Annotated in this window: 21 protein-coding genes; 11 read left to right on the top strand and 10 right to left on the bottom strand. The window is 63.6% G+C overall.

Going from position 1 to position 25770, the window contains the following annotated elements; translation table 11 throughout:
• Nucleotides 1–176 precede the first annotated feature (176 nt).
• Complete coding sequence (locus NKJ80_RS12180) at nt 177–1583, top strand: M48 family metalloprotease (RefSeq protein WP_245260137.1); 1407 nt, start codon at nt 177–179, stop codon at nt 1581–1583.
• Nucleotides 1584–1675: 92 nt separating this feature from the next.
• On the opposite strand, the gene NKJ80_RS12175 is transcribed toward NKJ80_RS12180, so the two are convergent.
• A complete protein-coding gene (locus NKJ80_RS12175) occupies nt 1676–2533 on the bottom strand; it encodes an RNA polymerase factor sigma-32 (protein ID WP_023685806.1) in 858 nt (285 codons plus the stop codon).
• A 397-nt stretch (nt 2534–2930) separates the two neighbouring features.
• On the opposite strand from NKJ80_RS12175, the gene NKJ80_RS12170 reads away from it, so the two are divergent.
• The 3 genes from NKJ80_RS12170 (at nt 2931) to NKJ80_RS12160 (ending at nt 5286) form a co-directional block, all read left to right on the top strand.
• Nucleotides 2931–3704, top strand: coding sequence for an amino acid ABC transporter substrate-binding protein (locus NKJ80_RS12170; protein WP_023699299.1), 774 nt, complete (start codon nt 2931–2933; stop codon nt 3702–3704).
• 137 nt (nt 3705–3841) lie between these two features.
• A complete protein-coding gene (locus NKJ80_RS12165) occupies nt 3842–4522 on the top strand; it encodes an amino acid ABC transporter permease (RefSeq protein ID WP_023693608.1) in 681 nt (226 codons plus the stop codon).
• Entirely contained in the window at nt 4519–5286 is a 768-nt protein-coding gene (locus tag NKJ80_RS12160) for an amino acid ABC transporter ATP-binding protein (protein ID WP_023673665.1), read from the top strand. The genes NKJ80_RS12165 and NKJ80_RS12160 overlap by 4 nt, the downstream gene beginning before the upstream one ends.
• A gap of 190 nt (nt 5287–5476) precedes the next feature.
• Here the strand turns inward: NKJ80_RS12160 and NKJ80_RS12155 are convergent, their stop codons facing one another.
• The 6 genes from NKJ80_RS12155 to NKJ80_RS12130 form a co-directional block, all read right to left on the bottom strand.
• The gene (locus NKJ80_RS12155) at nt 5477–6058 is read right to left on the bottom strand and encodes a CarD family transcriptional regulator (RefSeq protein ID WP_023673664.1); all 582 of its coding nucleotides are present in this window, start codon (nt 6056–6058) and stop codon (nt 5477–5479) included.
• A gap of 427 nt (nt 6059–6485) precedes the next feature.
• Nucleotides 6486–6824, bottom strand: a complete 339-nt coding sequence (gene fdxA / locus NKJ80_RS12150) for a ferredoxin FdxA (protein ID WP_013529180.1) — start codon at nt 6822–6824, stop codon at nt 6486–6488.
• Nucleotides 6825–7077: 253 nt separating this feature from the next.
• The gene (locus tag NKJ80_RS12145; protein WP_023699303.1) at nt 7078–7464 is read right to left on the bottom strand and encodes an RNA-binding S4 domain-containing protein; all 387 of its coding nucleotides are present in this window, start codon (nt 7462–7464) and stop codon (nt 7078–7080) included.
• A gap of 75 nt (nt 7465–7539) precedes the next feature.
• Entirely contained in the window at nt 7540–11046 is a 3507-nt protein-coding gene (locus NKJ80_RS12140; RefSeq protein WP_352497748.1) for a helicase-related protein, read from the bottom strand.
• Between the two features lie 693 nt (nt 11047–11739).
• Complete coding sequence (phbB, locus tag NKJ80_RS12135) at nt 11740–12465, bottom strand: acetoacetyl-CoA reductase (protein ID WP_023698448.1); 726 nt, start codon at nt 12463–12465, stop codon at nt 11740–11742.
• 129 nt (nt 12466–12594) lie between these two features.
• Nucleotides 12595–13779: an acetyl-CoA C-acetyltransferase gene (locus NKJ80_RS12130; RefSeq protein ID WP_023673832.1), complete on the bottom strand. Its 1185-nt coding sequence runs from the start codon at nt 13777–13779 to the stop codon at nt 12595–12597.
• 302 nt (nt 13780–14081) lie between these two features.
• Between NKJ80_RS12130 and phaR the strand changes: the two genes are divergently transcribed.
• A complete protein-coding gene (gene phaR, locus NKJ80_RS12125; RefSeq protein WP_023685813.1) occupies nt 14082–14696 on the top strand; it encodes a polyhydroxyalkanoate synthesis repressor PhaR in 615 nt (204 codons plus the stop codon).
• A gap of 45 nt (nt 14697–14741) precedes the next feature.
• Here the strand turns inward: phaR and NKJ80_RS12120 are convergent, their stop codons facing one another.
• Both NKJ80_RS12120 and NKJ80_RS12115 read right to left on the bottom strand, forming a co-directional pair.
• Complete coding sequence (locus NKJ80_RS12120) at nt 14742–15197, bottom strand: GNAT family N-acetyltransferase (protein WP_031194243.1); 456 nt, start codon at nt 15195–15197, stop codon at nt 14742–14744.
• A gap of 50 nt (nt 15198–15247) precedes the next feature.
• Nucleotides 15248–15667 carry a rhodanese-like domain-containing protein gene (locus NKJ80_RS12115; RefSeq protein WP_352497625.1) on the bottom strand — a complete coding sequence of 140 codons (420 nt, stop codon included), beginning with the start codon at nt 15665–15667 and terminating at the stop codon, nt 15248–15250.
• A 68-nt stretch (nt 15668–15735) separates the two neighbouring features.
• On the opposite strand from NKJ80_RS12115, the gene ftrA reads away from it, so the two are divergent.
• Nucleotides 15736–16749 (top strand): transcriptional regulator FtrA, encoded by a 1014-nt coding sequence (ftrA, locus tag NKJ80_RS12110; protein ID WP_352497747.1) that lies wholly within the window; start codon nt 15736–15738, stop codon nt 16747–16749.
• On the opposite strand, the gene NKJ80_RS12105 is transcribed toward ftrA, so the two are convergent.
• Nucleotides 16746–17885, bottom strand: a complete 1140-nt coding sequence (locus tag NKJ80_RS12105; protein ID WP_023693620.1) for a citrate synthase — start codon at nt 17883–17885, stop codon at nt 16746–16748. The genes ftrA and NKJ80_RS12105 overlap by 4 nt on opposite strands.
• Nucleotides 17886–17978: 93 nt before the next feature.
• Between NKJ80_RS12105 and NKJ80_RS12100 the strand changes: the two genes are divergently transcribed.
• From NKJ80_RS12100 to NKJ80_RS12080, 5 genes are all read left to right on the top strand, one after another.
• Nucleotides 17979–19067 (top strand): citrate synthase/methylcitrate synthase, encoded by a 1089-nt coding sequence (locus tag NKJ80_RS12100; protein ID WP_023693621.1) that lies wholly within the window; start codon nt 17979–17981, stop codon nt 19065–19067.
• Nucleotides 19068–19268: 201 nt separating this feature from the next.
• Entirely contained in the window at nt 19269–20399 is a 1131-nt protein-coding gene (locus NKJ80_RS12095) for a patatin-like phospholipase family protein (RefSeq protein WP_023727617.1), read from the top strand.
• A gap of 521 nt (nt 20400–20920) precedes the next feature.
• Complete coding sequence (locus NKJ80_RS12090; RefSeq protein ID WP_352497746.1) at nt 20921–22117, top strand: efflux RND transporter periplasmic adaptor subunit; 1197 nt, start codon at nt 20921–20923, stop codon at nt 22115–22117.
• A 65-nt stretch (nt 22118–22182) separates the two neighbouring features.
• Nucleotides 22183–25353, top strand: a complete 3171-nt coding sequence (locus NKJ80_RS12085; protein WP_023745740.1) for an efflux RND transporter permease subunit — start codon at nt 22183–22185, stop codon at nt 25351–25353.
• Nucleotides 25354–25449: 96 nt separating this feature from the next.
• Nucleotides 25450–25608 (top strand): DUF3309 family protein, encoded by a 159-nt coding sequence (locus tag NKJ80_RS12080; protein WP_023707271.1) that lies wholly within the window; start codon nt 25450–25452, stop codon nt 25606–25608.
• Nucleotides 25609–25770: the final 162 nt, after the last annotated feature.

Below are 25770 nucleotides of genomic sequence, written 5' to 3'. Positions count from 1 at the left end.
GTGTGCAGGATTGCCAACGAAACCGATTTTTCGCTGGCGCGGACCCCGGTTCCAAATCATGCGCCGAGAGCTGAAGGAACGCCGTGCTGCCGACCGGCACTGACACTTTGAAACGCAGACCGCTGGTGCGCTTCCTCGCGCTGGCCGGCCTTGCCGTGGCGCTGGCCAGCTGCCAGATGTTCACGCCTCCCGAAGTGCAGGAATCCGGCTTCCAGCCTTCCGACAAGCCGATCACGGTCGACAATGTCGCCGCCAACAGCAAGCTTGCCGAACTGGCGAAGGCACAGCATCCGCGCATCCTTGCCACCTATGGCGGCGAATATTCCGATCCCAAGCTCGAGCGCATGGTGGCCAAGGTTGTCGGCAGCCTGACCGTGGTGTCGGCCAATCCGACCCAGACCTATCGCATCACCATCCTCAATTCGCCCAACGTCAACGCTTTCGCGCTGCCGGGTGGCTATCTCTACGTCACCCGCGGCCTGCTGGCGCTGGCCAATGATTCGGCCGAACTCGCCGCCGTCATCGCGCATGAGATGGGCCACGTCACCGCCAATCACGGTCTGCAGCGACAGCAGCTCGAGGCCGAGGAAGGCCTGGCGACCAAGGTGGTCTCCGATGTGCTGGGCGACAGCCCGACCGCCAAGCAGGCATTGATCCGCGGCAAGCTGAGGCTGGCGCAGTTCTCGCGCAACCAGGAGCTGGAGGCAGACGCCATCGGCATCAAGTCGATCGGCGAGGCGGGTTACGATCCCTATGCCGCCGGGCGTTTCCTGCAGTCGATGTCGGCCTACACCGATTTCCGCTCGATCAGCGGCGCCACCGACGCCAGCCTCGACTTCCTGGCCACGCACCCCAACACGCCGCAGCGAATTGATCTGGCGCAGCGCCACGCCCGCCAGTTCGGCGCGCCGGGCATCGGCACCCGCGACCGCGATTCCTTCCTGGCCGGGATAGACGGCCTGCTCTATGGCGACACGCCGGAAGAGGGCTATGTGCGCGGCCAGACCTTCCTGCATCCGGGCCTCGGCGTTTCGTTCACGGTGCCCGACGGCTTCATCATCGACAATTCGGCGGCGGCGGTGACGGCGACCGGTCCCGGCGACATGGCGATCCGCTTCGACGGTGTGTCGATCGACAAGGATCGTGCGCTGACCGACTACATCAGAAGCGGCTGGGTGGCCGGTCTCGACGAGACCAGTGTGCGCCAGGAGACGATCGACGGCAACCAGGCGGCGACCGCGCACGCCGGCGCCGATGGCTGGCAGTTCGACATTGCGGTGATCCGCGCCGGCGGTCAGGTCTACCGGCTTTTGACAGCGGCCCCCTCGGCCAGCACGACACTCGATCCGGTGGCACGCTCGGTCAGCGGTTCGTTCCGCGTGCTCAGCCCCGCCGAGAAGGCGGCACTGAAGCCGCTGCATATCCGCGTCGTCACGGTACAGGCCGGGCAGACGATGGGCACACTTTCGGCGCAGATGGTCGGCGTCGACCGCAAGCTCGATCTGTTCCGCGTGCTCAACGCGATGTCGCCGGGCGCCTCGGTTTCGGCCGGCGACAAGGTCAAGATCGTCACGGACAGATAGCGCCGGTCTTCGTCAGAAACCCCAGCCTTCGTAGTGCTTTTTTCTGAGATAACTTTTCTGAGATAACTCGGGGTACCCCGTTCCTGGCAATCTCAGGCCGCCATGAACTCCGGATTCTGCTTCACCAGCGCGAGCTTGAGCTTTTCCATGGCGCGGGCCTCGATCTGCCGGACACGCTCCTTGGAAATGCCGAGCGTCTCGCCAAGCGCCTCAAGCGTCGCACCTTCGTCGCTCAGCCGGCGCTCCTCGATGATCCTGAGTTCGCGGGCATTGAGCGCGCGGAGCGCCGTCTTCAGCCACATCAGGCGCCGTTCGACGTCGATGGTGTCGCCGGCGACCTCGTCAGGCAATGGATCGTCCGAAATCAGGAAGTCCATCCGCTCGGTGGTGCCAGCTTCGTCGGCGAGCGGTGCGTTGAGCGAAGAGTCAGGTGCTGAAAGCCTGGAATCCATCTTCGCGACATCGGCCTCGGAGACGCCTAGGGCTACCGAGACTTCGCGGTAGAGCGTGGCGTTGGAGATCGGCTCGGCGCCATTGGCAAGACGGGCGCGCAGGCGCCGCAGGTTGAAGAACAGCGCCTTTTGCGCCGAAGAGGTGCCGCCGCGAACGATCGACCAGTTGCGCAGGATATAGTCCTGCATCGAAGCGCGGATCCACCATGTCGCATAGGTCGAGAAGCGCACCTCGCGCTCCGGCTCGAAACGCGCGGCTGCTTCCAGCAGCCCGACATGGCCCTCTTGGACCAGATCTCCGAGCGGCAGGCCGTAATGTCGGAACTTCGAAGCCATGGAGATGACCAGCCGCATATGGGCGACGGTGATCTGATGCAGCGCCTGCTGATCCTGGTCCTCCTTCCAGCGCAAGGCGAGAACATGTTCCTCATCGCGCTCGAGGTAGGGGGCTTTCATTGCCGTGCGGACCATGGTCCGTCCTGCCGTGTCTTCGATCATGCCGCGCTCCTGCTCCCGGACATTTTCGGACGGCCTGGCGGCCGTTATCTCTGTTTGACGCAATTCCGAAGGAAACCGCTTTCCCACTTTCCTGGAATTGCTTCGGGCCTAGCGCAGCCAAGGGTTCTTGAAATGGAAACGCGGCGCCCTACAACAAGCCATGAACGTGCCATACCGGGGATTGGTTCCGCCGCCGAGGGCGGTTGTTTTGTGCGGTCCGACAGGGCGCATCGACACCGCAGATCGGGACTATTGGCACCGATCGGAGCTGCTTTGAGAATCTGATTTCTGGATCGCCGTTTTTTTGAAATCTGGTTCCTTATTTTGCTGCGCTGTATCTGTCAGTTTCCGGCTCTCACAAGCGCCGGACACCGGCCAAGGACGGGATCACATAGAAATGAAATGGCTCAATTCGCTCATCGTCGCCGGAACGCTTCAGGTTCTGGCTGTTACATCAGGCTATGCCGGCGCCAATCTTGACCAGATCAAGCAGGCCGGCACCCTCAAGGTCGGCACCGAAGGCACCTATGCGCCCTTCACCTATCATGATGCTTCCGGCGCGCTGGTCGGCTTCGACGTCGAGATCGCCAAGGCGATCGGCGACAAGCTCGGCGTCAAGGTCGAGTTCCTCGAAGGCAAATGGGACGGGCTGATCGCCGGCCTCGACGCCAACCGCTACGACGCCGTGATCAACGAGGTCGGCATCACCGACGCGCGCAAGGCCAAGTACGATTTCTCCGATCCTTACATCGCCTCCAAGGCCGTGCTGATCGTGCGCGGCGACAATACCGACATCAAGACCTTCGCCGACCTCAAGGGCAAGAAGTCGGCACAGTCGTTGACATCGAATTTCGGCAAGCTCGCCGAGACCAACGGCGCCGAACTCGTCGGCACCGACGGCTTCGACCAGTCGATCCAGCTGCTGCTCACCGGCCGCGCCGACGCCACCATCAATGACAGCCTGTCTTTCCTCGACTTCAAGAAGCACAAGCCGGACGCCAATGTGAAGATCGCCGCGCAGGAAGAGAACGCCGACTATTCCGGCGTCATCGTGCGCAAGGGTGATCCGGAGCTGGTCGCGGCGATCAACAAGGCGCTGGCCGACATCAAGGCCGACGGCACCTACAAGAGGATCGCCGATACCTATTTCGGCCAGGATGTCTCGCAGTAAAGACCATCTCCCGGCGGTTTGCCGGCAATGACCAATAGCGGCGGGCCGTCTTTGACGGCTCGCCGTTTTTCGCATGATATGAGAAGCACACAATCGCACTGCCGTCACCGCGGCGGTCTGTGAAGGAGGAGCCGTTCGTGCCGCACTGGCTACACCTGATGCTGGACTCGTTGCCGACACTGCTGTGGGCGGCGTTGATCTTCACCGTACCGCTGACATTGCTATCGTTCGCACTCGGCCTGTTCGTCGGCCTGGTTGTCGCCCTGGTGCGGCTGTTCGGTCCCAAGCCTCTGGTTGCCGTGGTCCGCTTCTATGTCTGGATCTTTCGCGGCACGCCGCTTCTGGTGCAGCTGTTCCTTATCTTTTACGGCCTGCCTTCGGTCGGCATATTGCTGGATGCTTTTCCGGCGGCGCTGATTGGCTTCACCCTCAACATAGGCGCCTACAGTTCGGAAATTATCCGCGCCGTGATCGGCTCGGTGCCGAAGGGCCAGTGGGAGGCGGCCTATTCGATCGGCATGACCTGGAGCCAGGCGATGCGGCGCACCATCCTGCCGCAAGCCGGCCGCGTCGCCGTGCCGCCGCTGTCCAACACCTTCATCTCGCTGGTCAAGGATACGTCGCTGGCCGCCGCCATCACTGTGCCGGAGATGTTCCAGGCGGCGCAGCGCATCGTCGCCACCACCTATGAACCGCTGATCCTCTATGTCGAGGCGGCGATCCTTTATCTGGCGATGAGCTCGGTGCTTTCGGCCTTGCAGACGCGGCTGGAGGAGCGGCTCAACCGCTATGGCGGCTTCCTGGAGGCGCGCTCATGATCGGCCTCACCGACATCGAAAAGCGCTTCGGCGACAATCTGGTGCTGAAGGGCGTGACGGTCACCATTGCCGAAGGCAGCGTCACCGCGCTCGTCGGCCCCTCCGGCGGCGGCAAGAGCACACTGCTGCGCTGCATCAACCTGTTGGAGATCCCGACCTCGGGCATGGTGCGCATCGGCGACGAGACGCTGGAATTCCGTCCCGGCATCAAGATCCCCAGCCGCGACATCCAGCGCCTGCGGCTGCAGACCGGCATGGTGTTCCAGAACTTCCAGCTGTTCCCGCATCGCACCGCGATCGAGAACGTCATGGAAGGCCTGGTGACGGTGCTGAAATGGCCGACGGCAAAGGCGCGCGAGCGGGCATTGGCGCTGCTCGAGAAGGTCGGCATGGCGCACAAGGCGGATGATTGGCCGGCAACGCTGTCGGGCGGCCAGCAGCAGCGTGTGGCCATTGCCCGCGCCCTGGCGCCGTCGCCGAAAGTGCTGCTTTGCGACGAGCCGACCTCGGCGCTCGATCCGGAACTGGCGCAGGAAGTGGTCGACGTGCTCGGAAAACTCGCCAGCGAAGGCACCACCATGGTGATGGCCACGCACGACCTTCGCCTTGCCTCCAAGATCGCGCAGGAGGTGGTGTTCCTCGATGCTGGTGTCGTCGTCGAGAAGGGGCCGTCCACCGTGGTGTTCAGCAATCCGGAGCGGGAACGGACCAAGCGTTTTATTGCGACGCTGAAGCAGGAGGCGGAGAAGGAAGCCGGCGGCTGAGCCTTCTACCTCCCTCTTGTGGGGAGGTCGGACGGAAGGTCCGGGTCGGGTCTGTTGCCGTCCCCCATCTTCGCAGCGACCTGCCTGGGCGAGCCACGGGTCTCGCCCGTCCTTGGAACCCCACAAGGGGAGGGTAAAAACATAAACCCGGCACAAGGCCGGGTTTTCATGAATTCGACGGTGAAAGCGATCAGGCAGCTTCTTCCTGCTCGGCTTCCTCATTGTCGGCCTTGGCGCCGCGCTTCGGGCCCTTATTAAGGTTGACCTCGATCAGGCGCACGGCTTCGGTTTCCGACATGCGGTTGACTGCCGCGATCTCGCGCGCCATGCGGTCGAGTGCCGCCTCATAGAGCTGGCGCTCGGAATAGGACTGTTCCGGCTGGTTGTCGGCACGGTAGAGGTCGCGCACGACTTCCGAGATCGAGATCAGGTCGCCCGAATTGATCTTGGCATCATACTCCTGCGCACGGCGCGACCACATGGTGCGCTTGACGCGGGCGCGGCCCTGCACGACCTTCAGCGCGCGCTCGACATAATCCTCTTCCGACAGCTTGCGCATGCCGATGGAGGTCGCCTTGGCGACCGGAACCTTCAGGCGCATCTTGTCCTTCTGGAAGTCGATGACGAACAGTTCCAGCTTGTGGCCCGCAACTTCCTGCTCGTCGATCGAGACGATCTGGCCGACGCCGTGTGCCGGATAGACGATGTACTCGCCGGTCTTGAAACCGTGGCGTGCCGAGGTGGACTTCTTCTGCGGGGTGATCGTTGCCATTACGCCCTGAACTCCTTGTTGTGGCACCGGCGGCCTGCCGGTCCGAACGCATGCGACCGGGGACACCGATCGTTAGCCGCACAACAAGATGAACCCATCGGAAAAAGCCGGGACCGGCAAACCGCATACATAGCGACTGCCTGGCCCAGATCGCTCTGGTCCGATTGGGGATTTCACCTTTCAGTGATTTGGGGCGCTTGCGCCATAAATCGACGTTGTGTCACCGGCATGTTTCAACTGGTGTAGCACAAAAAGTCGGAAGAATCAAGGTTTTGCTGCAAACGCGAAGGTCGAGCGACATCGCCGCCTGTCAAGGCAGTTAATGTATGATGCGCGTTACGCAGCGTTATGACGATCCAATAGGCCGCACTTTTTTGCTTTGCGCATCACCCTTTCCGAAATCGATTCCGATTCCAGGGTCATGCGCTCAATCGCCTTCGCCGGGCTCGGCGGAGAAATATTTCTCGAACTTGCCGGCCTCGCCGTCGAAGCTCTTGGCATCTGCCGGAGGCTCCTTCTTGGCGGTGATGTTGGGCCATTTCTCGGCGTATTCGGTGTTGACCTGCAGCCATTTGTCGAGGCCCGGCTCGGTGTCGGGCTTGATTGCATCGGCCGGGCATTCCGGTTCGCAGACGCCGCAGTCGATGCACTCGTCGGGATGTATGACAAGCATGTTCTCGCCCTCGTAAAAGCAGTCGACCGGACAGACCTCGATGCAGTCCATGTACTTGCATTTGATGCAGTTGTCGGTCACGACATAGGTCATTGGTCGGCTCCGGGACGTCCCGTTCTTGCTAGAGCGACGTGCGTCCACTTGGACGCACAAAGTACGCTCTAACACTTTGAATCTGCGCATCGTGCCTTCCGAAAAATCGATTTCCGATTTTCGCGCCGATGCGGCGGCTTTTTTGGTGAGGTAACGCCTTTGCCTGCCGCTTGCAAGGGCAGCCATTGCAGGCGGGGCCCGCGTGTCCGGAATGAAATTCCAGACCGCCGGCATGGCGCAGACGGCCAAGGCTTCAGTCTTCGCCGAACAGCCGGTCGGTTTGCCTGCGCTCTTTCTTGGTCGGCCGGCCGCTGCCGGCGTCGCGCAGCGCCGGAATGGCATCGGCAACAGCCTCGCCTTTTGGGACCGGCGGCGGGGACATGTCCTCGTAGAGCGTGCGCGCTTCCTCGGCCGGACCGCGCCGCACGCCGGTGCCAAGCACCTTCCAAATGAAAATACGGCGCTCGTGCGTAATGGTCAAAACGTCGCCAGGCTTGACCAGATCGGAGGCCTGCGCTGCTTTGTCGCTGTTGATGCGGACGCGTCCCGCGACAACCAGCTTGGCCGCCAGCGAGCGCGATTTTATCGCGCGCGAAAAGAACAGCCACTTGTCGATGCGCTGACGACCTTCAGCAACCATCGCAGCGAGTTATTTCTTGTTGGAGCATGATCTTGTCCGAAAACCGGTTCCACTTTTCGGGATCATGCTCAGAGCTTACTTCTTCAGCTGGTCGCGCAAGGCGGCGAGCTTGGCGAAGGGCGAGTCCGGATCGAAGCGCACCGGCCGTTCTTCGCGTGGCTTGGCCTGGAAGGCCGGCTTGGCGCCTTGCGGTCCGCCTTTGCCTTCCGGCCTGCCGCCTTTCCAGTCAGGCCGGCCCTCGCGCGGACGCTCGCCTTGCGGCTTGCCGTCGCGGCGCTGTTCGCCCTCGGCCTGCGGCTTGGGCTTGAACTTCGAACGGTCGAAACGTGGCTTGGCGGCACCGTCGCGCTGGTCGCGCCGGCCCTGATAGGCCGGCCGCTCGCCCGTTGCCGGCTGTCCGCCGGCAGCGTCGGCCGGCGCATCGGCGCGGGCAGCCTGGCCGTTACGCGGGCGATTGTCCCGGCCTTGACGATGGCGCGGGCGCTGCTCGAAACGACCCTGCCGCCACAGCGAGATGGGCTTTGGCGCTTCGGTCTCGGGGACAGGCTCAGCGCTTCCACCCTCCCCCTCGTGGGGAGGGTCGGCGCGCAGCGCCGGGGTGGGGGCAGCGCCGGCGTCGGCGGTTGCGCCTGCATCGGCTACGCGGTCTGCACTATCGGTTTCGTCAGCGCTGTCACCCCCACCCGCGTCGCTTCGCGCCGCGACCTCCCCCATCGAGGGGGAGGTAAAAGCGTCGGCGCTTTCGGTGACAGTGTCGTCAGCCTCTGCAACGGCCGGAGCGTGTTCTTGCGCTGCAGGCTCTGCAGTTGTTTCGTCGATGGCTGGGACCTCGGCGGTAGCTTCAACGGCCGCAGCTGGCTCCGAACCCTCGGCAGGCGCTTCCGGCTGAGCGTCTGCAACAGCCTCCGATGCGACTTCGGCAACGGGCTCCTCAGCCGCAACCTCAGTGGCGGAAGCCGCATCCGGCTCCGAACTGTCGGTCGGCGCTTCAGCGATAGCTTCGCCTGCAGCGGCTTCCGCCGTCTGGGCCTGCTCGGCCTTCGCTGCCGCTTCCGCCAGCTTTGCCGCCGCGGCTTCGCGCGCGGCATTGTCCTGCGCTTCCAGCCGCGCCTTCACCTCTGCGGGCGGCTTCGGCTCGGCGCGATAGCCGAGACCTTTCAGGATCTCTTCCATGTCGTCGGCGGTGGCGCCGAGGATGGACATCATCGGCGGCGTCACCATGAAGGACTGGCCGTCATAAGCGCCGTCGGGGCGCTGTCCCAGACCGGGCTTCCAGTTGGTCGCAGGCCGGATCAGGTCGGCCAGCCGTTCCAGAATGTCGATGCGCACGGCGCGGCGCCCGAGATTGCGGTAGCCGGCGAGCCTGTAGAAGCTCTTGTCGAAGGCCGGGTCGATGACCACCGATGTGCGGCCGGAGGCCAGCGCGTGCACCACGTCGCCAAAGCCGGGCTTGTCCTTGCCGTCGTTCTTCAGCGCCCACAACAGCGTAATCAGTCCGGCGGGCGCCGGCTTGATCAGCGCCGGCACGAAGACGTGGTAGGCGCCGAAGCGCACACCGAGCCGGCGCAAGGCGGCGCGACCCTCCTGGTCGAGCGACTTCATTTCCTCGGCGATGTCGCGGCGGTTGATGAGGCCGAAATGCTCGACGAGCTGGAAGGCGATGCCACGGCCGATGCCGGCGATCTGCTCGGCATTCTTCAAGTCGACCAGCGGCTTCAGCAAGGATTCGATCTGGAAATTGACGAAACGCTCGGCGCGCGCGGCGACCTTGTCTCGGGCGGGGCCGGTCAACTGCTCGTCGGCCAAAAGCACCAGGCGCGGCTTCAGCGCGTCCTCGCCGGCAACCAGCGTGCCGATCGGCGCGCCGATCCAGCGCAGCGTGCCGTCGGAGCCGAGCGCAAGGTCGCCATTGGCGCAGGCGCCGAAGCGTTCGGCACGCGCCTCGAACTCGGCGGCCAGCGCTTTTTGCGCTGCCGTACGCACGGCCTTGGCGTCTTCGCCGCCGGCGCTCTGGTCGGCGGTGAAGCGGAACCCTTGCAACTCGCCGACATGATGGCCTTCGACAAGGACGGTTCCGGTAGGACTGATTTCGGCTTCAGGCATTGTATTTTCTCTAAGGCGCCGCATGAGGACGGAAGTCCTGCGGTTTACAAACCGTTTCGTCAACCGCTCATGCAGCGCATCCGACAATCTGTCTTCGATTTCGCGCGTCTTTTCCCGCCAGTGTGCCTGATCGGCCAGCCAGCCCGGCCGGTTGGACACGAATGTCCAGGTGCGGATCTGCGCAATGCGGTGCGACAGCGTGTCGATGTCCCCCTCGGTCGTATCGGCGCGGCGCACCTGCTCGGCCATGTAGTTCTCGTCGACATGGCCGTGTTTGGCGAGGTCGGTGTAGATAGAAGCGATCAGGTCGGAGTGCTGGGCCGGCGCGATCTTGCGGTAGTCCGGCAACGCGCAGGCTTCCCACAGCAGCGCGACGCGCTTGGCATTGGTAGCCAGCGCGCGGATGTCCTCGTCGCGGGAGAGATGTTCGAGCGCCTGCGCATCGACCGCCGGCAGCGCGCGCGTCAGGCCTTCGACCGGCGCGTTGGCCTCGATCGAGCGCTTCAGCGCGTCGAGGCTGGCGAAGTCGAAATGCGCGGTGCGCCATTGCAGCACCTTCACCGGATCGAACTCGTGCCCCTCGATGCGCTTGACCAGTTCCTCGTCCAGCGGATCGACCTGGCCGGTGACGCCGAAGGTGCCGTCGCGCAGATGCCGGCCGGCGCGGCCGGCGATCTGGCCGAGCTCGGCCGCCGTCAGGTTGCGGTACTGGTAGCCGTCGAATTTGCGGTTCTGGGCGAAGGCGACATGATCGAGATCAAGGTTGAGCCCCATGCCGATGGCGTCGGTGGCGACGAGATAGTCGACGTCCCCTGCCTGGAACATTGCCACCTGGGCATTGCGGGTGCGGGGCGACAGCGCGCCTAGCACGACCGCCGCTCCTCCTTGCTGGCGGCGGATCAGCTCAGCGATGGCATAGACCTCGTCGGCGGAGAAAGCGACGATCGCCGTACGCCGCGGCAGGCGGGTCAATTTCTTCGAACCGGCATAGGCCAGGTGCGACAGGCGAGGGCGCGTCACCACCGAGACGCCTCTCAGCAGCTTTTGCAGGATGCCATGCATGGTGGCCGCGCCGAGCAGCAGCGTTTCCTGGCGCCCGCGCAGGTGCAGGATTCGGTCGGTGAAGATATGGCCGCGCTCGAGGTCGCCGGCGAGCTGCACCTCGTCGATGGCGACGAAGGCAACGTCGGTCTCGCGCGGCATGGCTTCGACGGTGCAGACCGAATATTTCGCGCCGGGCGGCTGGATTTTTTCCTCGCCGGTGATGAGCGCCACCTTGTGGGCGCCGACCTTTTCGCAGACGCGGGCATAGACCTCGCGCGCCAGAAGGCGGAGCGGCAGGCCGATAATGCCGCTCTCATGCGCCACCATGCGCTCGATGGCGAGATGGGTCTTGCCGGTGTTGGTCGGACCCAGCACGGCAGTCACGTCGCGGCCCGACAGGATCAGCGGCTCGGTGTGTTTCGGCTGGATGTTCATCGGCCTGGAGATGAGGCTTTCTGCATCGTGTTGTCGGGAGCGCGCCTCGCGTGGCGCGTATGACAGGCGACACATAGGGATTTCAGGCGCGAAGCGAAAGCGGAATGTTCCGGCCGGCAATCCCACGGTTCGTCTTTGAGGTCTCAATTAACAGTTGGAACGAGTCTGGAACGAATCGGCGACGAATCAGTGACTCCGGCAGATTCAGCTTTTGTTCACGGCTACATGTGGATTTTGCGAGGCTGAGTCTCACCATATGCTGAATCGCGGAAACTGGCCCGATTCCTGCAAGGCGACCATTGGCGTTAACCTTTGCCGGCGGGGCATCGTCGTGATCCGATACGCCTCGGCCAACATTATGAAATTGTTGAATTTTCTTAATCGGCCTTAACCATTTGCCGGTGATTTTCGGCGTTGGTCGTTAACGTTGCGCTCAAAGCCGGAACGAATCGGCGATCAATCAGCGATGGCGGGATTTTCCTGGTTTGTTCACCCCAACATGTTGTGTTATCCACAGCTTGTCCACCGAGAATTCACAGCTTGCGAACCGGGTTTTGCACAGGGCGCCTGGAAATCGTTAATCTTTGCGTGCCGGAACGGGTCAATGTCTAGCGCGCAGCCCGGAACATCGCCGGCCGGCGATGAAAAAACGGGCCATAAGCCGGCCCGTCCTACCGGGCGAAATGCTGTCGTTCAGGCGAAATACTGGCCGCCATTGGCTGTGATGGTCGAGCCGGTGATGAAACCGGCGTCCTCAGAGGCGAGGAAGACGACGCAACGCGCGATCTCTTCCGGTTCGCCGAGGCGGCCGACCGGGATCTGCGGAATGATGCGTTCATTCAGCACCTTCTCGTCGATCGCCTTGACCATCTCGGTGGCGATGTAGCCGGGGCAGATGACATTGACTGTGATGCCCGCGCGCGCGCCCTCCTGCGCCAGCGCCTTCGAGAAGCCGATGTCGCCGGCCTTTGCGGCGGAATAGTTGACCTGGCCGGCCTGGCCTTTCTGGCCGTTGATGGAGGAAATGGTGATGACGCGGCCGAATTTGCGGTCGCGCATGCCGCCCCACAGCGGATGCGTCATGTTGAAGACCCCAGACAGATTGGTGTCGATGACTTCCTTCCACTGCTCGCGCGTCAGCTTGTGGAACATGGCGTCGCGGGTAATGCCGGCATTGTTGACCAGCACCGAGACCGGGCCGAGATCGGCCTCGACCTGTTTGATTCCGGCGGCACAGGCGTCGTAGTCGGCGACCGACCATTTGTAGGCCTTGATGCCGGTTTGTGCGCTGAACTTCCCCGCTGCCTCGTCATTGCCGGCATAGTTGGCTGCAACGGTGTAACCGGCATTCTTCAGGCCGATCGATATGGCGGCGCCGATGCCGCGCGATCCACCGGTGACGAGCGCTACTTTGGTCATTGAAAGTTCTTCCTCCCTTTGGTCGGAAGAAGGGAATAGGGAGTAGGGAATAGCGAGTAGGGATCGATATCCCGCCGCGCTGCTCCTTCTTCCCCATTCACTACTCCCTATTCACTACTCACTTCTCTTTCACAGCGCTTCCACGCACAGAGCGACGCCCATGCCGCCGCCGATGCAGAGCGTGGCGAGGCCCTTCTTGGCGCCGCGGCGGCGCATCTCGAAAACCAGCGTGTTGAAGACGCGGGCGCCCGACGCGCCGATCGGATGGCCGATGGCGATGGCGCCGCCATTGACGTTGACGATCGACGTATCCCAGCCCATGCCCTTGTTGACGGCGCAGGCCTGCGCGGCGAAGGCTTCATTGGCCTCGACAAGGTCGAGGTCCTTGACCGACCAGCCGGCCTTCTCGAGCGCCCGCTTCGAGGCGGGAATAGGTCCGGTGCCCATGATCGCCGGATCGACGCCGGCCGTCGCCCAGGATGCGATGCGCACCAGCGGGGTGATGCCGCGCCTTGTGGCTTCAGCCTCGCTCATCAGCAGCGCGCCGGCGGCGCCGTCATTGATGCCCGACGCGTTGGCGGCGGTCACGGTGCCGTCCTTGTCGAAAGCCGGCTTCAGCTTGGACATGGCGTCGATGGTGGCGCCGTGGCGGATGTACTCGTCCTGGTCGACGACAGTGTCGCCTTTCCTGCCCTTGATCGTGAAGGCAACGATCTCGTCCTTGAACTTGCCGGCCTTCTGCGCGGCCTCGGCCTTGTTTTGCGAGGCCAGCGCAAACTGGTCCTGGTCGTCGCGGGTGATCTGGAACTGGCGGGCGACGTTCTCGGCGGTGTTGCCCATGTGGTAGCCGTTGAAGGCGTCCCACAACCCGTCCTTGATCATGGTGTCGATCATCTTGTAGTCGCCCATCTTGACGCCGGCGCGCAGGTGCTCGGCGTGCGGCGACAGCGACATCGATTCCTGGCCGCCGGCGATGATCACAGTGGCGTCGCCGGCGGCGATCTGCTGCATGCCGAGCGCGATGGCGCGCAGGCCAGAGCCGCAAACCTGGTTGAGCCCCCAGGCGGTGGTCTCCTTGGGCAGGCCGGCATTGATCGACGCCTGGCGGGCGGGGTTCTGGCCCTGCGCGGCGGTCAGCACCTGGCCGAGAATGACCTCGTCGACTTCACCCGGCTCGACGCCGGCGCGCGCCAAAAGCTCCCTGATGACGACGGCGCCAAGTTCATGCGCCGGGGTGGCGGCGAAGGCGCCGTTGAAAGAGCCGACAGCCGTGCGTGCGGCGCTGGCAACGACGATTGAATTGGAAGCGGACATTTTTCTCTCCAGACTTCGAGGTGTCGTGTTCTTGGGGGCTTGTTGGGACTTTTCTTGCCCGTTCCACACCCCAAGTCAAACCGGAAATGGGCATGCCGGCCAAGCGCCGCAAGCAGGGCGTGAGCGGCCGGCGGGATCGCCCAACCTTTGCTGCGCAGCATAATTGGCCGGCCATGCAGCAATAAATGATGCCGCACTGCACAAAGCGCTTGGAATTATAGAGCTTTTGCGCATATCCTTAAAAATGGCGCAATCGTTACCGGCGGCTTACTCAGGCGCGCCGGTGTCCCGGGAGGATGCTGATGGCCGCGAAAGACGACCCTATCATTATCAAGAAATATGCCAATCGCCGGCTCTACAACACCGGCACCAGCACCTATGTCACGCTCGAGGATCTGGCCGAGATGGTCAAGAAGGGCGAGGAGTTCACCGTCCAGGACGCCAAGACCGGTGACGACATTACCCATCCGGTGCTGACGCAGATCATCTTCGAACTGGAGAACAAGGATGGGCAGAACATGCTGCCGATCCCGTTCCTGCGCCAGTTGATCGCTTTCTATGGCGACCAGATGCAGCAGATCGTGCCGAGCTTCCTCGAACAGTCGATGATGGCCTTCTCCAAGGAACAGGAGCGGTTCCGCGAGCAGATGAAGGGCGCGATCGGCAAGTCGCCGCTGGATGTGATGAAGATCGCCACGCCGATCAAGGCGCTGGAAGAGCAGACACGCCGCAACATGGAAATGTTCCAGAACGCGATGCGCCTGTTCACGCCCTTCCCGACCGCCGCCACAAATGCTGCGGCCGCGGCTGCACCCGAGCCGGCCCGCAAGGACGTCCCGGAAAAGAGCGGCGACGACCTTCAGGAACTGAAGCAACAGATCGCCGCCATGCAGCGCAAGCTCGACACCATGTCGTAAGCGACCGCCGCATGGTCGACCGCCCTCAGTTGGTCGAGGCGGCCGTCACGGGTCGATTTTCAGCTGCCACGGTTCCCAGATATCGTCGGGCTGGCCGTCGAGCGAGCGGTAGAAGGCTTTGGCCGGCGAGTTGGATTTCAGCACCGTCCATTTGATGGCGGAGGCGCCAATGCTCAAAGCGTGTTGGCGAAGCTGTTCAACAAGCGCATGGCCGACCCCCATGCCGCGCGTCGCTTCAGTGACGTAGAGTTCCTTCAGCCAGACAACCGGCTTCAGGTCGTAGGTCCAGGGGATGAGGTAGTGGACGGCGATGCCGACGATCACGCCCTCTCGCTCCGCCACCAACACGCCGAACCGGGGCGATGGCCCCAGCCCGTGCTCGATGAGGTTCGCTTCGGTGACGCGAAGCTTGTCGTCATAACCCTCGAAGACAGCTAGCGCCCGCATGAGGGCGAGCACCGCACCGACATCCTGGCGCTCGAATGGACGAATTCTAACCATCGCCTTCTGCATGCTTGCTCAGTCTTCAAGGCCGACCATATCGCGTGGCCTCACGCGTGCAAGACACCGGGCTCCTTGCCTGAAACGAAAGGAAGGTCCTCGTCCTGCCAACCGGTTATGCCGCCGATCATGATCTTCACGGGACGACCGAGGCTGGCCAGCTTGAAGGCCGCCTGATCCGCGCCATTGCAATGCGGTCCCGCGCAATAGACGACGAACAGCGTCCTTTCGGGCCATTGCACCATCCGCCCGGCCGATATTTCGCGGTGGGGCAGATGCAGCGCGCCCGGCACATGGCGGCGTCCATAGGCTTCCGGCGAACCGACCACATGCAGGAGAACAAAGTCCGGCTCTCCGGCACGCAGTGCGGCGGCGACGTTGGAACAGTCGGTCTCGACGGAAAGCCGGCGCAGAAAATGGTCGCGGGCGATATCCGGCGATGCCGCCGGAATGTCTGTCACGTGGCTCATCCTCGTATCTCCATTGCTGATGCGACGGAGAGATAAGACAGGAAGCAGGGCGATTGCAGCTGGCAGCTTTGCCATATATCGTCAAGATCATGCCATCCTCTGCGAATCCGCGCCCTGCCAACCCTCTTGTCGTTGCCGTTGCCTATGACGGGATGTGCACGTTCGAGTTTGGCGTGGCGGTTGAGATCTTCGCCTTGCCCCGGCCGGAAATGGGTGAGGATTGGTACCGTTTTGCGGTTGCCGGTATTGATACCGGTGAAATGCGCGCGCTGGGCGGCGTGCGTATTGTTGCCGACGGCGGGATCGATCTGATCGGCCAGGCCGGCACGGTGATCGTACCGGGATGGCGCGGAACGGAGGCTCCGGTGCCGCCGGCGCTGATCGAGGCGCTTCGAAAGGCACACGAGCGCGGCTCTCGCATTCTTTCGATCTGTTCGGGCGTGTTCGTGCTTGCCGCCGCCGGCCTGCTGGCGGGCAAAAGAGCGACCACGCATTGGCGCTACAGCGAGAAGCTGACGGAGATGTACCCCGACATCACCGTGATTCCGGACGTTTTGTACATCGATGAGGGCAATGTGCTGACATCGGCAGGCAGTGCAGCGGGCATCGATCTTTGCCTGCATCTGGTTCGGCGCGACTTCGGCACCAAGGCTGCAAACATGGTGGCGCGCCGTCTGGTCGTGCCGCCGCATCGCGACGGCGGCCAGGCGCAGTATGTCGAGAGTTCCGTACCCGAGCCACATGAGCGCAGCCGGCTTGGACCGTTGATCGACAGGATGCGCGCCGATATTTCTGCCGACTATCCCGTCGCCATCTTGGCCGAGCTTGCCGGGATGAGCGAGCGGACGTTCCTGCGCCGGTTCGCGGCCGCGACCGGCGTCACGCCGGCGCGCTGGCTGCTGTCGGAACGGCTTTCGCGGGCGCGCACGCTGCTGGAAGACACCGCCATGCCGATCGAACGGATTGCCGAGACCGCCGGCTTTGGCGCGGCAGGCACGCTGCGGCATCATTTTCGTCAGCAGTTCGCCACGACGCCCGTCGCGTACCGTGCGCGGTTCGGGAACACGGCCAGGTCGGCTTAAGTCACGCGTCCCTCATAGCGGCCACGCGGCCTGATGATGCTGCCGCTAATGATCTGTTCGACCATATGCGCGGCCCAGCCGACACTGCGTCCGAGTGCAAACAGCTGGAACGGTGCATCGCGCGGCAAGCCAAGGCCGCGCGTTAGTGCGGCCAGGGCGAAGTCGATGTTGGGCTGGGCACCGGCTGCCGCCATGGCGGCTTTTTGCAGCTGTTGCAGCGTCTCGTCGACAGGGATGACTGCCAGAAGTGCGGTGGCACGGGGATCGCCGTCGGGATAGAGCGGATGGCCGAACGCCGGCAAGGGCCGATCATGGCCGAGCCAGCGCCGGATCGCCGCATCCGCGCCGTGGGCTGCTGCATCTTCAGCCAGTTGCATCACCGCTTCGCCGGCGCCGCCGTGGCGCGGGCCGGACAGCGTTGCCAGGCCGGCCAACAGGCATGCGGCAGGCGAGGCCCCTGTGGACGCTGCGACGCGGGCGGCGAAGGTCGATGCGTTGAGTTCATGATCGGCGAGCAGGACGAGGGCGCAGCGGATCGCTTCCGCTCCCGTCGCATCTACCGACCAGCCCTGCGCCAGGCGCTTATGGACGGGCGCTGTGCCGGCTTCAGCGCCCAGCGACTGCGCCAGCGCTCCGACTGTGCGCGCGGCCTCGGTGCACAGCGAGGCGGCGCTGCGTCCTAGCGAAGGCCGCCCGTGGCCTGCAAGCATGGCAAGCTGCGCAAAGGCCGAGGCGCGGCCGACTGGATGAGGCGCTTCAGATGACGGAGCTTTGAAAGCCACCGGTTCAGGCGAGGCCCAGAGCACAGCAGCGGTTTCCTCCAGCGTCGCCGCTTTGGAAAGCGCAACGGCGTCTTGCCCTCGGTAGATGAGGCGCCCGTGCAGAACGGTTGAAATTGCTGTTGCGATCGAGGGTTCGCCCCAGGCGATCGCACTCTCGGCGATGGCCGAGGGACTGCGGCCCCGCGCCCGGCGGGTCGCCAATGCCGCGATGTCGTCGGCGCGGTACTGGCTGCGGCGCGGGTCGCTCTCATCCGGCCGCATGCCGATGCGGCCACGGCTGACATAGGCGTAGAGCGTCTGCGGCCGGACCTTGAGCCGTTCCAGCGCCTCATCCCGCGACAGCCATTCGGACATTTTTAGCCCATGCATTGATTATATTGATCAAGATTGATCGAGGCGCAGCCTAACCCTTATCTCCCATGCAGAAAAGCTGCAAGGAGATGAGATATGCCGAACGGGCTCGATGATGTGGTGGCGGCGGAGACCGTGCTCTCCGATGTCGATGGCCTTGGCGGCCGCCTGACGATCCGCGGTCATTCGCTGCCGGAATTGGCGGGACGCTGGCGCTATGCGCAAGTGGTTCGCCTGTTGCTCGACGGCTTCTTCGACGGCCTTCCCGGCGATGCCGAACTGGCAGCGAGGCTGGGCAAGGCTCGCGTCGAGCTGTTCGAGCGGCTTGCACCCTCGCTGCCGCTGCTCGCACCGATTGAGATCTATGGCGCCATGCGCGCCGGCATGGCGCTGCTGCCGGATGGCGAGACACCGACGGACGCCTTGCGGCTGATCGCGGCGCCCGCCGTGCTGACGCCGGCTCTGCTGCGCCTGGCGCGTGGCGAGCAGCCGATCGCACCTGACGCGAAGGCCGATCATGCCGCCGACATGCTGAGGATGCTCGAGGGATCCGTCCCGTCGCCGGCGCTGGCAAGGGCACTCGACACCTATCTGGTGACCGTCTGCGATCACGGCCTCAACGCCTCGACCTTCGCCACCCGCGTCGTCGCATCGACGCTGGCCGGGCTGACATCGTCGGTGCTGGCCGGGCTCGGCGCGCTCAAGGGGCCGCTGCACGGCGGCGCGCCCGGCCCGGTGATCGAGATGCTCGATGCAATCCAGGCGCATGGCGACGCGGCCGGTTGGCTGCGCGAGAAGGTCGCGCATGGCGAGCGCATCATGGGTTTCGGCCATCGTATCTACCGCGTGCGCGATCCGCGCGCCGATGTACTGAAAGCCGTCGTGCGGCAGCTCGGCAGCGAGGGTGAAGCCGGCCGCCGCCTGGCCTTCGCCGAACAGGTCGAGCACACGGCGCTCGAAGTGCTGCGGATCGCCAAGCCGCAGCGCTCGCTGCAGACCAATGTCGAGTTCTACACAGCGCTTGTGCTTGAGGCGGCTGGCTTTCCGCCACAGGCGTTCAGCAATGTCTTTGCCGCCGGACGTGTCGCCGGCTGGATCGCGCATGCGCGCGAACAGCAGACGACGGGGCGGCTGATCCGTCCACAGTCGCGCTATGTCGGGCCGGTGCCGGACCTCGTGGCCTGAGGCCCGCCTGTTTCGGTGGAGCAGCCCCTTCAAAGCGGGGCTTTCTTCATGACCGAAATTTCATGTGATCACGCGACCGTGTTCGTGTTCTTGCCTTGGTCATCCCTTATATGCTGCACTGCAATATAAGTCCGCTGCCGTCGAACCCGCCCGATTTCCGGGCGGAATGAGGCAGCAGCGACCAAACCGAACAGGAACGCCATGACCAAAAACGGCAAGGCGGAGGAAACGAAGAAGATCAACATCGCGCTGCAGGGCGGCGGCTCGCACGGGGCTTTCTCCTGGGGTGTACTCGACCGGCTGCTGGAGGATGGCAGGCTCGACATTTCAGCCGTGTCCGGCACCAGCGCCGGCGCGATGAATGCGGTGGCGCTGGCCGATGGTTTTGTGCGCGGCGGCGTCGAGGGTGCACGGCAAAAGCTCGACGACTTCTGGCGCGCGGTGGCGGCCAAGGGCCGCTTCAGCCCGGTGCAGCGCATGCCGTGGGACGTCGCCTGGGGCAACTGGTCGATCGAGAACACGCCCGGCTATTTCTTCTTCGACACCATGTCCCGAGTGTTTTCGCCCTATGTCGCCAATCCGCTGGGCTTGAACCCGCTGCGCGACGTGGTCGAGCAGGAGATCGATTTCAAAAATGTTCACGCCTGCAAGTCGATGGAGCTGTTCATTTCGGCGACCAATGTCGAGACCGGCCAGCTGCGCGTCTTTTCCGACGGCGAGATCGACCTCGACACGGTGATGGCCTCGGCCTGCCTGCCGCAATTGTTCCGCGCCGTCGAGATCAAGGGCGTGCCCTATTGGGATGGCGGCTATGGCGGCAATCCGGCGCTGTTTCCGTTCTTCAAGACGGCGGCGACGGAGGATGTGCTGCTGGTGCAGATCAATCCGGTGGTGCGCGAGGGCACGCCGAAAAGCGCCAACGAAATCCAGAACCGCATCGACGAGATCACCTTCAATGCCGGGCTGCTGAACGAATTCCGCTCGATCGCCTTCGTCAAGGAGCTGATCGCCGCCGGCCGGCTGCCGCCTGGCGAATACCGCGACATCCGCATGCACCGCATCGATGCCGACGAAGCGTTCAAGGATCTGTCGGCGTCATCCAAGGTCAACGCCGAATGGGCTTTTTTGACCTATTTGCGCGACCTTGGCCGCATAGCGGCGAGCGACTGGCTGGAGGAGAATTACGACGCCGTCGGCAAGCGGCCGACGCTCGATCTTTCCGGCGAACTCGATGACGGCTTCAAACCGGTGCGCGGGCCGGCACCGGGACGGCGAGTGAAGGAATTTCTAGCCGCCCGCAAGAAGCCGGAGGCGGAACGCCGGCGGGCCTGAGTCCGCCCGGATCGATCAAGACGATCAGCGAAGTGTTCGGAAAATCGGAGTAGCGCCAATGACTTTCCGTCCCGGAACAATCGTTGCGTGTGACGGTATACAAAATCATACTGACGCCTGCTGCCATTCACTCAGTGGCTACGCAGGTCGCGCCCACATTTGAGCGTCAAAAACTGGTGCGGGCACAGGGGGGTGTCAGTGCTCAAAACGCCTTGAAAACAAAGCGCCTCCAACATCCGTATGGTTCCGAGACTGTCGTTCCGCCCCCTGACGGGGCGCTGACAAAACCGTTTCCCGTTGGCCACACTACATCGCCTGGCACAATGTTCCTGCAACTTTTCGACTGTATTGCGATGCAACTTTGATGTAGAAGCGCGGCTTCGCCGTTCACGGCAAATTGAACACGGCCTGGCGCGCACCCATATCGGCGACGCGCCCGAGTTGGAAGACACGGTAGCTGTTAGACGACGGACACCCTGTTGGATAACGACTTGGCCGAACCCCGCAGTGGAAAAACAATGATGCCGAAGATCAGGTTTCACAAGCTTGCCGCTATTGTCGTGCTCATCGGCTTCGCCGCCTGGATGGGAACAGGCGCGTTCTCGTCCGTCGGCAGCGCCGCTGTCGAAGGTGCTGGCAAGGCAGGCGATCAGGCCAAGACAAGCGATCAGGCCAAGACCGGCGATCAGGCCAAGGCGCCGGATGCAGCCAAGGCGGCCGAGGCCGAACCGAAGGCGCCGCTGCGCACCGTCGCGGTGGTGACGCCGCCGCGCAAGACCTATGCCCGCGCCATCCGCATTTCCGGGCTGACCGAGGCCGACAAGCGCGCCGTGCTGGCGACGCGTGTCGCCGGCGTCATCGAAAAGCTGCCGGTCAAGCAGGGCGATCACGTCAAGACCGGCGATCTGGTGCTGATGCTTGCGGCGGAAGAAAAGATCTCGATGGTCGACAATGCCAAGCAGCTCGTCGTGCAGCGCCAGGCTGAACTCGAAGCGTCGCTTCGGCTCATGAAGACCGGCAATCTGCCCAAGCTGCAGCTCGACACGGCGCGTTCGAACCTGACCGCTGCGCAGTCGCAGCTGGAAACGGCGCAGGCCGAACTCGACCGCAATCTGGTCAAGGCGCCCTTCGACGGCGTCATCGACCGGGTGCCGGTGGAGCTCGGCAGTTCCGTCATGCAGGGCGGCGAGGTGGCAACCATCCTCAAGCTCGATCCGGTGATTGCGCGCGGTGAAGTCAGCGAACGCGACCTCGGCTATCTCAAGCTCGGCGACAAGGCTGCTGTGCGGCTGGTCAGCGGCCAGACCGTCGAAGGCACCGTGCGCTACATCAGCCGCGACGCCTCGTCGGCGACGCGCACCTTCCGCGTCGAGATCGCCGTCCCCAATGCCGACGGCTCGGTGCCGGCCGGCATGACGGCAGAGATTGCGCTCAGCGCGCAGCCGACCGACGCCGTCATGTTGCCGCGCTCCGTGGTGACGCTGGGCGACAAGGGAGACCTCGGCATCCGCGCCGTCGACAAGGACAACAAGGTGGTGTTCTTCCCGATCGACCTGGTCGATGACTCGCCGAAGGGCCTGGTGCTTGGCGGCATTCCCGCCGATGCCCGCGTCATCGTCGCCGGCCAGGAACTCGTCAAGGAAGGGGACGTCGTCAAGCCGGTCGAGGCCGACCAGGCGACCATCCAGAAACTGTTGGGCGAAGCGACAACGCAGTAGCGCCGGGTGGCCCCGGGCGGGGACAACCGGCCGCCATGCGGCTCCTGAAATCTTGAGAACAGGCCATGGATATCGTCAAACTCGCGATCAACAATGCCCGGCTGACCATTGCGGTGCTGGTCTTCCTGCTGCTGGCGGGCTGGGTCGCCTATCAGTCGACACCGAAGGAAGCGGAACCCGACGTTCCTACCCCTTATGTTTATATAAATGTTGCCTATCAAGGCATCGCGCCCGAAGACGCTGAAAGACTTCTGCTTAGGCCTCTGGAGGCAAAGCTTAAGAGTCTCAAGGGGTTAAAGGAGATGAAATCATCCGCCTATCAGGGCGGTGCCTTTGTCTTCCTTGAGTTTCTGCCGTCTATAAAAGTCGACACCGCGGTGACTGATACACGCTCGAAGGTTCAGGACGCGAAGGCTGACCTTCCCCAAGCGGCAGAAGAACCGGTTGTTACCGAGGTCAACATTTCCGAGTTTCCCGTCCTGGTCGTCACGCTGTCCGGCGATGTGCCCGAGCGTGTGCTTACGGCGGCGGCGCGCGAACTGCGCGACCGCATCGAGGAAGTCCCGGGCGTTCTTGAGGGCACCATACAAGGCGCGCGCGACGATCTTGTCGAGGTCGTCATCGACCCGATGAAGCTGTCGTCCTACGGGCTGCAGCTCGACCAGCTGATCGGCGCCGTCGGCGCCTCCAACAGCCTGGTCGCAGCCGGTAACATCGAGGGGTCGGAAGGCAAATACGCGGTCAAGGTGCCGTCGCTGATCGAGACACCCGAGGATGTCGCGTCCTTGCCGGTGGTCGCCGGCCCCAATGCCGTCGTGCAGGCGAAGGACATCGCCACGGTGCGTTCGACCTTCGCCGACGCCGAGACCATCACTCGCCTCAACGGCAAGCCGGCCATCGCCATCGAAGTCAAGAAGCGCATCGGCGCCAACCTGATCGACACGCTGGCCAAGGTGCGGGAAGTGTCCGACGCCTATGTCAAGACCATGCCGGAAGGCATGAACATCACCTACACGCAGGACAAGTCGGTCTTCGTCAACCAGCTGCTGGGCGACCTGCAGAACCACGTGATGATCGCCGTCATCCTGGTGTTCATCGTCATCCTCTATGCGCTGTCGGGCCGCGCCTCGCTGCTGATCGGGCTTGCCATTCCGTCATCCTTCCTGATCGGCATCCTGCTGCTTGCGATGATGGGCTACACGATCAACATGATCGTGCTGTTCAGCCTTATCCTGGCGGTCGGCATGCTGGTCGACGACGCCATCATCGTCACCGAATTTGCCGAACGGCGCATGGGCGAAGGCATGCCGAAGGCGGAAGCCTTCACGCTGGCCGCCAAGCGCATGGCCGGTCCGGTCATCGCCGCGACCATGACCCGCATCGCGGCGTTTTCGCCGCTGCTGTTCTGGCCCGGCATCATCGGCGACTTCATGAAATACATGCCGATCACGCTGATCGTCACGCTGTCGGCCTCGATGCTTTATGCGCTGGTGTTCGCGCCGACGCTGGGCGCGCTTTTCGCCAAGGCGCCGGAGCATCACGAGGAACACAATCGCGACGGCTGGTACATGGCGCTGGTCAAACAGGCGGTGCGCTTCCCCATCACCGTGCTGGTGCTCACCGCCGTGCTGCTCACCGGCGTCGGCTTCGCCTATTCGAAATATGGCGCCGGCGTCGAGTTCTTCCCCAGCGTCGAGCCCGACTACGGCCTGCTCTATGTGCATGCCCGCGGCAATCTTTCGCTGGCCGAAATGGATACGGCGACCAGGATCGCCGAAAACCGGCTGCTCGGCTGGCCCGGCGTCAAATCGGTCTACACCCGCGTCGGCAAGACGCAAGGGGGCGGACAGGACGTGCCGGAGGACGTCGTCGGCGTCATCCAGTATGAGTTCATCGACTGGCGCGAGCGCAAATCGGCGAACAATATCCTGGATGAGCTGCGCACCGTCATGGCCGGCATTCCCGGCGTCGATGTCGAGGTGCGCGTGCCGGAGGCCGGTCCTCCCACCGGCAAGGCGGTCCAGCTCCGGCTTTCGGCCATCGATCCCAAAGGGCTCGACGACCAGGCCCGTGCCGTTGCGGCGCGCATTGCCAAGGTGCCCGGTGTCATCGACGTTTCCGACGGCCTGCCGCCGCCCGGCGTGGACTGGGCGCTCGAGGTCGACCGCGCCAAGGCGGCGCAGTACGGCATCAGCCCGACCGCCGTCGGCACCGTGGTGCAATTGGTGACCAATGGGTTGAAGCTGTCCGAGTACCGGCCGGCCGGCGCCGACGATGCCGTCGATATCCGCCTGCGCCTGCCCGAAGACCGGCGCACGCTGTCGACGCTCGACGAGCTCCGGGTGCAGACTGCGCAAGGCTCGGTGCCGATCTCGAACTTCGTCGTGCGCAAGCCGGAGCCGACCGTCGGCATCCTCAACCGCATCGACGGCGCCCGCACCGTGGTCGTCCAGGCCAACGTCGCCGCCGGTAACCAGGTTGCGGCGGTGCAGGCGGAGGTGACCAAGGCGGTCACCGACATGAAGCTCGACAACGGCATACGCTGGAAGCTCGCCGGCTCCAACGAGGACAGCGCCGAAGCCAGCGCCTTCCTCGGCAAGGCCTTCGGCGCGGCGATCTTCCTGATCTTCCTGGTGCTGCTGATGCAGTTCAACAAGTTCACCAGCGTGCTTCTGGTGCTGTCCTGCGTGGTCATGGCGACGATCGGTGTGTTCCTGGGGCTGCTGCTGACAGGCGAAGCGTTCGGCATCGTCATGTCGGGCATCGGCGTCATCGCGCTGGCCGGTGTGGTGGTGAACAACAACATCGTCTTGATCGACACTTATGACCGGTTGCGCGAAGAGGGCTGGGACAAGATGGAAGCGGTGCTGCAGACCTGCCGCGAACGTGCCCGCCCGGTGGTGCTGACGGCGGTATCGGCCATCCTCGGCGTGCTGCCGATCGCCTTTGGTCTCGGCCTCGAAATCTTCCATCACGAGACGACGATCAACGCACCGTCGACGCAATGGTGGATTTCGCTGTCCTCGGCCATCGTCTTCGGCCTGTCGTTCGCCACCCTGCTGACGCTTGTGGTGACGCCGTCGATGCTGATGATCTTCACGCGCAGCAAGAACAGCCGCTTCTATGCCTTCTTCCGCCGGCTGTTCGGCCGCGACAAGAAAAGGGATGCGTCCACGGGGCCGAAGCCGGGTCCGCTCGATGAGCCGGCAATCGCCTTCCCGAAAGCCGCGGAATAGCTGCATTCGACCAGTCAGACGAAAGGCCGTCCGGAACAACCAGGCGGCCTTTTGCATTGTCCCCTCATATCCGACCAGCAAGGCGAGGGACTCTTAATGACCGTCAGCACCATCCTCATCATTGTCTTGATCCTGATCCTGATCGGCGCCGTCCCGGCCTGGCCACACTCGCGCTCCTGGGGTTATGGGCCGTCCGGAATAGTCGGCGCTGTGCTGGTGGTGCTGCTGATCCTGGTGCTGATGGGCAGGGTTTGATTGGGGCAAGAGACCTCTGCGATCAGCGGGTCCTCGCCCGATGAAGGGCTGGCAATAGGCATACGGCGGCGCCCGCCGGTAGTGTGCTGAGAGTTCTGCAAATTCGCTGAGAGGGGGCGGTCATGGCAGGCTGGTGATTGTTCACGTCACCTGATTCCCGCG

Origin of the sequence: Mesorhizobium sp. M0030 (genome assembly GCF_040323695.1) — a bacterium.
GTDB lineage: Bacteria > Pseudomonadota > Alphaproteobacteria > Rhizobiales > Rhizobiaceae > Mesorhizobium.
This window is presented reverse-complemented; position numbering and strand designations above follow the sequence as displayed.